General features: G+C 42.4%; 9 protein-coding genes. 2 read left to right on the top strand and 7 right to left on the bottom strand.

The annotated features are described in order from the left end of the window. Positions 1-15: 15 nt before the first annotated feature. Both AC1DYB_RS11625 and AC1DYB_RS11630 read left to right on the top strand, forming a co-directional pair. A complete protein-coding gene (locus AC1DYB_RS11625; RefSeq protein ID WP_477435036.1) occupies positions 16-1,692 on the top strand; it encodes a RagB/SusD family nutrient uptake outer membrane protein in 1,677 nt (558 codons plus the stop codon). Positions 1,693-1,767: 75 nt separating this feature from the next. Then, positions 1,768-2,802, top strand: a complete 1,035-nt coding sequence (locus AC1DYB_RS11630; protein WP_477435038.1) for a DUF1735 domain-containing protein — start codon at positions 1,768-1,770, stop codon at positions 2,800-2,802. A gap of 582 nt (positions 2,803-3,384) precedes the next feature. Here the strand turns inward: AC1DYB_RS11630 and AC1DYB_RS11635 are convergent. The 7 genes from AC1DYB_RS11635 to AC1DYB_RS11665 all read right to left on the bottom strand — a co-directional run bounded on the left by AC1DYB_RS11635 (position 3,385) and on the right by AC1DYB_RS11665 (position 12,395). After that, entirely contained in the window at positions 3,385-4,776 is a 1,392-nt protein-coding gene (locus AC1DYB_RS11635) for a Gfo/Idh/MocA family protein (RefSeq protein WP_477435040.1), read from the bottom strand. Positions 4,777-4,953: 177 nt separating this feature from the next. Continuing rightward, positions 4,954-5,442 carry a peptide deformylase gene (locus AC1DYB_RS11640; protein WP_477435042.1) on the bottom strand — a complete coding sequence of 163 codons (489 nt, stop codon included), beginning with the start codon at positions 5,440-5,442 and terminating at the stop codon, positions 4,954-4,956. A gap of 69 nt (positions 5,443-5,511) precedes the next feature. Further along, entirely contained in the window at positions 5,512-5,712 is a 201-nt protein-coding gene (locus tag AC1DYB_RS11645; protein WP_477435044.1) for a hypothetical protein, read from the bottom strand. Between the two features lie 334 nt (positions 5,713-6,046). Continuing rightward, a complete protein-coding gene (locus AC1DYB_RS11650) occupies positions 6,047-6,862 on the bottom strand; it encodes a glycerophosphodiester phosphodiesterase family protein (RefSeq protein ID WP_477435046.1) in 816 nt (271 codons plus the stop codon). Between the two features lie 25 nt (positions 6,863-6,887). Next, positions 6,888-9,629 (bottom strand): bifunctional YncE family protein/alkaline phosphatase family protein, encoded by a 2,742-nt coding sequence (locus AC1DYB_RS11655; protein WP_477435048.1) that lies wholly within the window; start codon positions 9,627-9,629, stop codon positions 6,888-6,890. 23 nt (positions 9,630-9,652) lie between these two features. After that, a complete protein-coding gene (locus AC1DYB_RS11660; RefSeq protein ID WP_477435050.1) occupies positions 9,653-10,750 on the bottom strand; it encodes an alkaline phosphatase family protein in 1,098 nt (365 codons plus the stop codon). Between the two features lie 70 nt (positions 10,751-10,820). Further along, a complete protein-coding gene (locus AC1DYB_RS11665; protein ID WP_477435052.1) occupies positions 10,821-12,395 on the bottom strand; it encodes a SusD/RagB family nutrient-binding outer membrane lipoprotein in 1,575 nt (524 codons plus the stop codon). Positions 12,396-12,397: the final 2 nt, after the last annotated feature.

The following is a 12,397-nucleotide window of genomic DNA, read 5'->3' on the forward strand; positions in this document are numbered from 1 at the left end:
AGTAATTACCAAGAAATGAAAAGAAATCATTATATAATAACAGTGTTGGTGCTGAGCACTCTGCTGTACTCCTGTAAAAAGGATTACCTGGATGTAAAGACGATAAAGGCTGATATTTCTGTAGAAAAACTATACGCCAATTACACTTACGTGCAGCAGGTAGTTTGGAATACGTACAGCTACCTGCCGGATGGATTTGCTAATCTTGATCTGGAAGCGGCCTCGGATAATGCCGAAAGTACCAATGTGAACTCCAGATCACAAACCTATAATTACGGTATCTGGAACCAGTATAATAACCCGGATAATGCGTGGCTAACTAATTTTAACGGGATAAGGCAAGCTAATGAATATCTGAAAAACAAGGATAAGGTTGATATATCCTACATTAAAGGCAAGATAACATCAACAGATTCAACTGCTTATTTTAACGCCCGCGATAACGTGAAGTTTATGCAGGGGGAAGTGCTTTTTTTGAAAGCTTTCTTTTATTTTGAATTGGTTAAGCGTTATGGCGGCATGCCCATTCTCGAAGAGCCGCTTGATTACAGTAACAAAAGCAGCTGGGATAATATTCCAAGAAATTCTGTTGATGAGTGTATAAAATATATAGCTACTTTATGTGATAAAGCCGGCGCCATAATTCCAGCCGATCTTTCACCCTATTCATGGTACGATGATGGCCGGGTAACGCAAGGCGCTATCAAGGCTTTAAAGGCCAAGGCTTTATTGTATGGTGCAAGTCCGCTGTTTAAAGACAATGGATCAACCACTACATGGGCACAGGCAGCGAAAGCCGCGCATGATGTAATTGCATTAGGCAAATATCAGCTTGATGGCAGCTACACCAACCTGTTTGGCTCCAATAATGCTGCATCAAAGGAGTTTATTTTTTACCGTCGTTACGGTGCAATAAATTATGTGGAGTATTATAATTTCCCTATTGCTTTTCAAAACAGCGTTGGTAACAGTATCACGCCAAGCCAGAATTTTGTAGATGATTACGAGGTTGTTACCGGTGGTAATGCCGTCCCGTTTGATTGGAATAATCCGGCCCATGCTGCAAATCCCTATGCCAACCGCGATCCGCGTTTTGCTGCTACAGTGGTTTATAACGGTTCATTGTTTAAAGCAACTAATATTGAAACCTTTACCGGTGGCAATAGCGGCTTGCCAAAGCAAAATGCCACCAAAACAGGCTACTACTTATCCAAATGGGTAAACCAATCTGTTGATCTTGTAAACGCTACTACAGCTAATCATACATGGAGCTATTTCAGGTACGGCGAAGTGCTGCTAAACTATGCGGAAGCAATGTTTAATGCCTACGGTGCCGATGCTGATCCCGAAGGATATGGAATGACGGCCCTTAAAGCTATCAACACGGTAAGGCAGCGTGCGGCAATGCCCGTAATAACAGCGGTACAATTAAACCAGGCACGTATTGAGCATGAGCGCAATGTGGAGTTAAGTTTTGAAAATAACCGCTTATGGGATGTGCGCCGCTGGAAAAAAGGGGTGGCTTATTTTAACAAACCTGTAAACCGGATAGAGATCACCAACACGGGTGCTACCAATACCTATGTTGTTAAACAGTTAGAAAACAGGGTGTTTTACGATAAGATGAACTGGTATCCTATACCACAAAGCGAAATTGCAAAAACACATTGGGCACAAAATCCGGGCTGGTAATACTATAAACGGATCATTGCACCACCTGGTGCAATGATCCTTCATGATTTGAATTATTAAAGTAAAAAATATTTTATGAAAACTCATGCATCAACAATACTAAAGTTGTCGGTTTGCTTTATGCTGACGATGGTATTATCCTGTAAGCAGGAATATCTGCAGGGACCAAAAACCACAGAAACAGTTAAGGTTTATTTGCCACAGGCAGAAAAGCCCAACGGCCTTGTTGCCGCCCTAAACGATTCAAAGCTGGCTGTGGATACAATAGCGCATACCGCTAATTTTGCTATCCCGGTTTACCGGGGCGGCGAATCGGGATTTGATCCCTTAACCGTAGATGTAAGCGTTGATAACGGCAACATCGCTGCTTTGGTTACATCTGGCGCACTCCCTGCCAATACTATCCCGATGGACCCGACCGATTTTACTTTGGCGACAAAAGATTCCGTTGTTTTTGATAACAACATCATGAAAGGCAACATTGTACCCAAAATTAAAATAGCTAACCTAAATAAGTATAGCGGCAAAGTTTTGGCGCTGGGTGTTAAGATCAGTAATTCATCAAAACAGGAAATTAACGCGGATATGAATAAGGTGATCATCTACTTTGATGCAGATGCACTGATAGACGCGGTAACCCCCAAAACAAACATGGTTGATAAAACCAAATGGAGCATTGTGAAGTATGGCGACGGTGTTACCTTTAAAGTGAACGATGATGGCAGCATACTGGCAACAGGTGGCAATTGGGGGCAGCAGGGCGTTATCCAAACCTTCGAGGTAAGAGCGAACAAACAGTATAAAATTGATATGCACGTAGCAGGCTCTGGCGCTACCGACTGCTGGTTTGAGGTTTACGTTGGTAAAGCTGCACCTGTAGCCGGCAAGGATTATAGTGACGGCGGAACCCGCATTGCCTTAAACACCTGGAATGGTTGCGGTAAAACACCTTTTGATGCATTACTGTCATCACTGTCATGTGCAGGCACAGGCAACGTTGTTTCGTTCCCAACTGCAGGTACCGTTTACCTGGTTATCCGTTCAGGTGGCTCAAGCCTGGGAACAACGGGTATCAAGCTTACTGCTATCGATTTTAGAAGGGTAAATTAAGGTGATTAGTGATAGGATGATGTTCTAAAAGTTTGTCATCCTGAGTTGATAAAATCCGGTGGCCTATGAAGGAGAAAATGACGTAACAAAAAAAGGCTGTCATCCTGAGCCTGTCGAAGGATAGCGGGCAAAGGCCTCTACGCGCGAGTCTTCGACAGGCTCAGACTGACAGGCCCACACGCCTCAAAATCCAATACGTCATGGGTAGGAACGAAGGATCTATTTGCAGACTATACCGGGCGAAGAAGCATGATGGATAATAGATCCTTCACTATCGTTCAGGATGACAAAGAAAGTTTTTTGGGCAAATAACATGTCATTAAGAATCCCAGACTTACGAAGTTTTTAAAACTTCGTAAGTCTTTCGTCGCTTGTCTTTCTCCCTAGGAGGATCATTCTTTTTAATCCAATATATTAAACGACTTGAGATCTCTTCATATATCTTGAGATTTAGTTGAATAGTAAGTGCATACTATGAGGCGTCCCCGTAATGAGATACGGGGCGCTTTTTTAGTTTAAAGGGGAGTATTCGTGCTGAAAAAAAATTTGCCTTCCGGTGATTAATATCGCTGTCAGGTTTACTTACACTATCTTCATATTCTCTGCATCCCAATGGATCACCTTGTTTTCAAAATAGCTATCGTTACAGGCTAAACAAGGCGCGGCCGCCCTAAACCCGAATACCGCATCCTCAACCACAGGTTTACCCGTCCTGATGGAATCAAAGAAGTTGGCGAAATGGTCATTTGAGGTATTGTAACCCTCCGGAGCCCTGTAGGTAATACCGGGGATAGCAGGGGCTTGCTGATCGGCTTGCGAAAAGCGTTTATTATAATCGTTCGTTAAAGCTTTCTGTTGCGCTTCGGTAAAGGTTGATAGCGAATCCCAACCGCCAATGCCGGTGGCTACCGGCATTTTACTTTTGGTGATAGTAAAGCTATCATCGCCCATAAGGTTCATTACACCTTCCGAGCCTACAATTTTGGTGGTACTATGGTCGCCCTCACCGCTAATGAAATTAACCCGGAGCGTTACCTGGAAAGCAGGGTGCTCTTTTGTTTCGCCATAATGGATCACCGCGCTCATCACATCGGGCACATTGCGGCCATCTTTCCAATAGGCCAGATCGCCGATAGAATATATCCTTTCGGGCCCTTTTGAGCCGGTTATAAAATGGATGCCGCTAAGCAGGTGGACAAATAAGTCGCCTGCAACACCGGTACCATATTCGCGGTAGTTCCTCCACCTGAAGAAGCGTTTGCTATCATAATCATATTTCATTTTGGCGTTTGACTGAAACCGGGCCCAATCCACACTTTGCGGCGACGCATCCAGGGGAATAGTGTATTGCCAGGCGCCTAAAGCGCTTTGCCGGTTAAATGAAGCCTCGATAGAATTGATCTTGCCGATAGCGCCTGCATCATATAACTCTTTAGCTTTTTTATAGGCAATACTGCTTACCCGCTGGCTGCCCACCTGAAAAACCATTTTGGTATCCTGCTGTGCTTTTATTTCTGCAAGGCCCTGGCTTATTTTGTGCACCATGGGCTTTTCGCTGTAAACGGCTTTGCCGCTGTGCATGGCATCAATAGCTATCTGGCTGTGCCAGTTATCGCTGGTGGCAATAATCACTGCATCCACATCCTTACGGGCCAATATTTCACGATAATCGCCGGTTGTAAAAAGGCTTGCTCCGTAAACTTCCTTTGCCCTGTCCAGTCGTCCCTTATATAAATCGCAGCAGCCAACCAGCTCCACACCGGGAACGCTTAATGCTGCCTGGGTATCATTAAATCCCATAATACCCATACCTATGGTTGCTATGCGGATCTTATCATTTGGTGAGATGCGTTTCTCGGCGCGCAATATTCTAAGTTCATTTTCTTCCCTGGCTGCTAAGCTGCTGAGGGATGCGGAAGTTAACAAAACGGAAGTACCCAGGTGCTTTAGGAATTTTCTGCGATCAGTAGACATAGCTGTAAGTTAAGTTTCAATAATTGGTTATTATGTTGACGGCAAGGCGCGGTCACTAAGGTTTACAGCAAGCAATTTAATAAAGGGAAATGAGAATACCAGCGATTGCCAAAAATAAGGTAGGGGATATGGGATGGTTCCGGGAACTTAGCTACCGCTGATCAACTCGACGCTTTTTTAGGAAGCCCTCCATTTAAAGGAGGTATTGTCAATAGCTCTCATGGTGCACAAAACGCCGTTTAAGTGGTCGTACTCATGCTGCAGCAATTCGGAAAGACTGCCGTCCATTATCCATTGCTGTGGCTGCCATTGCTCGTCAAGATAGTTCACGGTTATTTTTTGATGTCTTTTTACTTTAACCAGCAAGTTTGGGAAACTCATGCAATCATCCCATAATTCAAAAAGCTCTGTACTTGAGTCAATAATTTCGGGATTTATAAACACTACAGGCTTATCTATATTCATATAAATAAGCCTTTTCATTATGCCTAACTGGGGCGCTGCAATGGCCCTGCCAAAATGATATTTATTCCTGATCTGCTCCATCACGTTGTGCATATCAGCAACCCAGTCCTTTACAGTCTGAAGCTCTGTTTTTAAAACCGGCGTTGAGGTTTGATACAGACGTTCATCTCCAAGCATTAACAGATCATCCAGTGTTTTCATTTTTACGAGTAGGTTTTATTTTATCTTTTCGTTCCCAGGCAGAGGTAAAACTTTATTAATAAAAATAGTTTAAGGGTTTAATTTATCCACTATATCCTCCTCAAAATAATCCGTAATTACATAGATCTGTTCTGTTAAAAAGTCGAACATTAAAACCATACCGCTTACCTGCATCTGTTGTTTTAATTCATATTCGCTGCTTTTATAAAAATGCTTTTTTTTTATTGTATGTTTTATTGCCGGCAAATTAATCCATATAAGTGTTTTCACTGGTGCCGTAATAAGTGTAATTTCAGGGCCATTAATGAATATATTCGTTACAACCCTATTTAACTTTTTACTTCGGGATAAGGTAACGCCATAATTAATAGATATTAAAAGTAAAATAAAAAAAACCTCAATGCCACCAAAAAAGAGAATTGACCCAGCTGATGATTTATATAATAGAGGCGTATATATCAATATGACTACTAATGAAGTAAAGAAACTTCGCCCAAAAAACTTTACATGCTTTTCAATTAATTCAAATAGATAAGGATTCGCTATATATTCCATTTTGAAAAATGTGCTTAAATATATAGCAAATCCTTAACCTAAAAAACTTTTACCTTAAACCTTTCTCCTTTAAAAACTTCACCAACGCGGCGGGATGGTCGGTTTGTAAACCTCTCAGCCCTTTGTCCAGTGCCTTGTTCCAATCAGCCGGGCCTTCACCTGCACTTTGAATATCAGGCCAAACCGGGATGTGGTATTTATCGGCCAATGCAACCATATCATTAGTATATTGGTTGTATGAGCCATCAAGTATATCGGGATGGTATTTGTCAATAAAGCTATCCATACCTGCCACAGTTTTAACGCTATCGGGTAAGCTCAGCATTAACGGCATTTGCGGTGCTGCCTTACGCCAGCCGGTAAACTGAGGTGCACTGTTTATATAAACCAATACCTGCTTTTCCATACCGTATTCTTTTATCACCTGGTAGGCCAGCTCCGGATCGGCCGCTTTAAAATCCAGGTAGATATTGATCTTGTTTTTACACAATGAAAGGATCTGCTTAAAGGTTGGAATATGGAAAACTTCCGTAGTACTTGTGTCCTTACTTTTTACCTTTAACTCCAGTAATTGAGCAAGTGTAAAATCTTTAACATTGCCTTTGCCATCAGTCATGCGGTTGATGCTGCCGTCATGCATACTCACCAGTTCACCATCTTTGGTGGTGCGGAGGTCTATCTCCACATAATCGGCTTCGTTTTTGATGGCTTGCCGGTAGGCTTCCAGGGTATTTTCGGGGTATATCACATGATCTCCCCGGTGAGCGGCTATTATAAACTTATGTTTTGATTTTGGGGCAGGGTTTGGGGTGAAAACCCCTATGCTTAAAATAAAAGCTATGAATGAAATGAATGAAAATTGCATTTGTTTTTAGGTAGATAAAAGGTTTTTAATTAACTATAGTGCCCGATGTTTTTTTTCCTTTTTGCTGTTTGTAATGATCTTCGCGTTCGCGATCCTCATCGTCCATCTCGGGGCCCTTTTCAATTTTGCGCCAGTTGATGGTTTTGTTGTAACGGCTCATTGCTTTCTGCGGATCAAATACACGGGTATCGCTCTTTACAAAAGTGTAAGGAGTATAATCAGGCTTGTCGGTAAAAAAGTCCTGTAGTAATGATGCGGTAACATCATATTGGTTTACATAAGGAACATCAAGAATATTATAAATAGTTTTTAATATCGATCCAAAATTGGCATGCGTATGGCTCACATAACCTTTTTTAACATAAGGACCGGCCAGCATCAGTATAGAACGGTGCGCATCTATATGGTCAACTCCACCCTGCGGGTCATCCTCTGTAATAATTACCAGCATGTTTTTCCAGTACTTGATACGCGATAAAAAATGAAGGATGCGGCCAACGGCCAGATCATTATCGGCCATGTATGATTGCCTGTAGGGATAACCATCCTTCGGTCTTATATCGGCCCCGTGATCATTGGGTACCTGCATAGTAATAAGCGAAGGCATTTTCTTTTTGCCCTTTATCCACATTTTGGTGAACTCACCTTCAAATTGATCCATTCTAAACTGATCGGGAATGTTGGTGTTAAAGCCCGCGTAATTGTGGCTGGTACGGGTAAATAAGGCCTTTTGCATAGGTACCATTACAAGGTGGGCGGCGCCGGTGTTTACATCCTGCCAATCTTCGCGAACGTGTGCGGTTTCATTAGCTTCGCCAAAATTGTAAAACTCTACATGTTTACGTTCCAAAGCTTCCCATAAACCGCCTGTTTCTGCATAATCCTCAGGATCCATGCTTCCGGTTGAACCGGGGAAACGACGACCAGGAGCTTTTGAGAAAAGCTTAGCTGTTTTGCTTACGTTTGAATTAGCTTCGACCCATTCATTAGGGATAACGCCCATCATCCAGTGATGCCCGTGTATGGATGCATCGCTATCGCAATAATAGTTATCAGAAAACGCAAACTGTTTGGCTGCTTTTATATGGTTTGGTGAAACATCAAGATTTGGGAATCTTACCTTTAAGGCATCTGGTAAAGTATATTCGCAATGCACGCCAAACCGGGCTAAGGTGCTGTCGCCATCTGCATTTTTTAGCTGCCCTAAAACCTCATCATAAGTGCGGTTTTCTTTAGTAATGTAAACGATGTATTTTATTGGGGTAGGTGACGAACCTGGCAATACCGGCAAAGGGTTTTTGGTGGCTGCGGATATTGGTTCACTTACAAAAGTATTTCCTATAACCTGCCGGGTGTACGCTGCAAGTTGCGCATCGGTAGGCATGGCCACTTTTTGAAAGGTGCCCAATTGAATATCGCCAATATAGGTACCCTGCGGTGGCGCTAGAAAGCCATGCCCGCCATTAGGGCCGGCACCGTAACCGCGGCATGATGTTATGTACATTTCGCTTTCATCGGCAGACAATTTTACTCTTGACGTTCCCCAACCTGTGGGGATAAGGCCTCTGGTACTTTTGGTAGGTATATCAATTACCGCCACGGCATTAAAGCCTAAAAGGGCGACATAAAGTGTTTTTTCATCTTTGCTTATGCTGATACCGAAAGGCAATAACCCTCTGAATTTATCAATACGATTATCAACCTTAATTGGGATATCGCCCAGTAACTTATGGTTTTTGTAATCAATAATGGTAATATTATCATTGGTGGCATTGGTAACATAAGCGTATTGACTGCCTACCGCTATTGAATTTGGACTTGCGCCACCTGTTACTTCGGCATCCTCCAGCATTTGGCCAATCTGGTGGCCGGTTTTAAATTTATCCGTAACCTGGTTGCTGGCTAAATCAATAGTGAAAACACTCATCGCCTCGGGCGATAACGGATCTCCAACTCCCGGGATTTTTCTGCCTTCAATTACCGTTCCCTCGCGCGATTCTTTGGTATTATCGCCATAAGGGTGCTGCGATATCATGATTGAATCGGCATTTTGGGGTGTTGCGCCGCTGATGAGCGGGTAGGCGTACCTGCCAACGTTGGCAACAAAAGCAGTTTTTTTATCCGGACTTAAAGCCAGGCCAAACGGTTGTCTGCCGGCATTAATTGATGCCGTTATTTTTTTTGTGCCCAGATCAATCCTTACCAACCGGAAGTTACCACGATCAAGCACCAGCAGTTCATTTTTATCGGTATTAAAAAGTAGGTCGGATGTAAAACTGTCATCATATTCCTTGCCGCCAATATTACCGTTGAGGGATAAGGAATCTGTTTTAATAAACTTTTCGGCATCGTAAACAATTACGGCCCCGTTATCGCCGCCACTAAGGTATAAGGTTTTTGAATCGGGAGAAAAAGCAACGCCTAAAAATGAGCCATTGGGTAGAGGCGAGGCGATTTTTTTACCATATGCAGGTACCCTGATTCCATTCATGGAGGCAATGTCAATGAGTGTTATAACCCCATTATGCAGGGTTACTGCCTTTTTGCCATCGGGAGAAACAGAGAGGCCAAATGGATCATGCGTTATGCGGATGGTTTCCCCTGCAGGTGTTATAAACCTGCCACTTGGTAAAACAGAAGTGCCGGCGGTATCAATTTTACTATATCGGTTAATACCGGGTACCTGCAAAATATTTACCTGTTTTTGAGCCAAAGCAAAATTGCCTGCGCCTAATAACACGAGTAAGGTTAATAGATTACTTTTCATAGGGTACAAATTAATAATTAAAATTATTTAGTTTGGGTAACACTGCCAATTGCATCGCCAACTTCATGACCTGCGGCTGCCTTAAAATCAAATCCAAGCAGGTTGGCTATGGTTTGTGCAAGTTGTTTATGGTAAATGGTAGTTGGTGTTTTTATTACGCCTGTTGGTGGAGTATCGGGGCCGATTACAGCAAACCATGTTTGTTCTGAGTTGGGTGTATCGGTGCCGTGGGTGCGCCAGTTTTCTAAAGGTACATCGCCCCGGCCATGGTCACAGGTAATTAGCAAGGTAGTTTTGTCTTTGTACTGGGGGTCGGATTGTATGTACTGCCATAACTGACCTAAAAAGCCGTCCTCTTTATGGGCAGATTGCAAATAAAACTTGTAGTTACCCTCATGAGCCAAATCGTCTGTTTCATCAAAACCTAAAACCAGCACACGTGGTTTATATTGTTTCAGATATTCAAAGCCAAATTCAAAGGTTAAAAAATCAAGCCGCTCATCGGGGCCTATAACCTCTGGTACTTTATGTTGAATTTCGTTCAAATATTTTAAACGCTCGCTTGCCTTAGGATCATTAAAATTAGTATAACCCGAGTTTACCATTAAACCGGAACGATTTGCATTAAGTATAAAAGGAAAAAGCTGCCATGATGAAAATACGGCCACCTGGTTTTTAAATCCTTTTTGCTTGCTCAGGTATTCAAATATGTTAACGTTGGGATTAAATACCTCATCGTTAGAATTTATCTTTACATCCGGGAAACCGGTGAATATTTCGTTATAGCCAGGGTACGAAAAATGATATGGGTTAGCAACCTCATCTTTGTTGCCCTCGTCCCTGTTGCCATAAAGCTGGCCTTCTTGCCCTATAACATTCCAAAAAAATGGAAGCAGCAACTTGCGGCGTTCCTGAGGGGTTGGTGCCCAGAATTTCTTGGTAATACCTCCTTTATCGCTGGTGGATTTTGAATTGATAATGGCCGAATCGGCGCCGCGATAAAGTTCTTGCCAACGAAAACCATCAAGTGTAACAACTATTATATTTTGAGTTTTATGCTTCTGTGCTAATAAGGTGCTGAACGAGGCACCGAACAATAATAATGCAATAAACTTTTTCATGGGTTTTTTGAGTTAAAAATAAAGGCCCCGGTTAAGGAGCCTTTATTGATTTTAATATAAAAATGTTTAACTATTTCAAAATGTACATAACACCATTTATATCATCGTTACCACCATATTGGCCGGCCAATGCTTTGTTATAATTAATAGCATTTGAAGTACGCTCAGAACCGGGATATTGAAAACGTAAAGCGATACGGGTGCTATTACCTGTACCCGGTCCGGTTGTAAAGTTTGGTACACCAGTACGGCGATAGGTGAAATACGACTCCAGGCCTGACTGACGGAACAATGCCAGGTATTTTTGCTGTAATATTTTGGTAAGCCCTGCCGCATCTGCACTATACTTAACACCCGATTGCGCGTAGTAAGTAGTCCAGTTAACATTGATAGGATAAGTATCGTAATTTGCAGGGTTTGCAGTACTTGTTGAACCCGGACGATAAAACGAAGCTGTAAAAGTACCAGTGCCTGTTGGGATACTATAATAAGCGAATGAAGCCTGGATGCCTTTAATGTAATAATCTTCGGCGTTACCGGTTGCCCAGCCACGATTAATACCTTCGGCAATGTTAAACATTAGCTCTGGATAGCCAACCTGAACAGCGGGCTCGCCTGTGAAGGTAGAATAGTAATGTTTTCTGTTTATAAATGAGTATTTTCCTAACGATGCGTTGTTATACATCACACCCAAATCCAAACCGGGATCGGCACCTATAAATGATGAAAAAGCGGTAGGGCTTTCCTTCAGGTTATCCACGTTGTAACGGGCAGGCTCGGCAGTAACAAATACGCGCGGGTCTTTTAAATTGGTTAATAAGCCAATATAAGTAGCTGATGAATTTTTACGACCACCATTTTGACCGAAATTATCAGGTGTTTGCGGATAGTAATTGGTTGGGACCACAAAAGTATACTGAAAGTTATCAGCGGCGCTTGTCATGATAGGATATATTGCAGGACTACCAACAACTTTTGCAAATTGCGCGGCAACATCAATGTCTCCATTTTTTTTGCTTAATTGTACTAATAACCTTATCCTGAATGAGTTTACAACTTTTTGCCATGCAGCTAAATTGTTGCCAAGGTAAATATCACCCGCAAGCGTAGTATTACCCGATGCAATCAAGGCGTTGATATCAGTATTGGCGCTTTCCAGCCAGGCCAATGATTGAGTCATTACTGTTTTTTGCGAATCGTAAGCAGGCGTTAGATTCTTTTCGCCTTGTAAAGCCTGAGTCATCGGAATATCTCCCATTTCCATGCTCATTTTGCTGAAAAGATAGGCCCTGAAAAACTTACCCAGGGCACTGTATGGATTAACAGCCGGGGCACCTGCCTTAACAGCCTGGTCTTCCATAGCTACCACGTTTTTTAAAGTGGTGTAGTAGTTATCACCGCTACCAAAATCATAACGGTTGTTGCCGTAATAATCATAATTGTAAAGAAAGTATTGTGAGTAAATTTCCTTTGAGCCATCCGGAAATTCAGCAATGTTGTTCAATACACCGTTAAGTAATAAAGAGGCCGGTACCGCGGTGGGTACGTTTTCATTCACGGTTAATTCCTGGAAACTCTTTTTACAGCCTGTTACGGTCAATATCATAAATACTGCCAGTAAATTAATGCTTAAAATCTTTTTCATAT

Source organism: Mucilaginibacter sp. P2_A4, assembly GCF_056405015.1.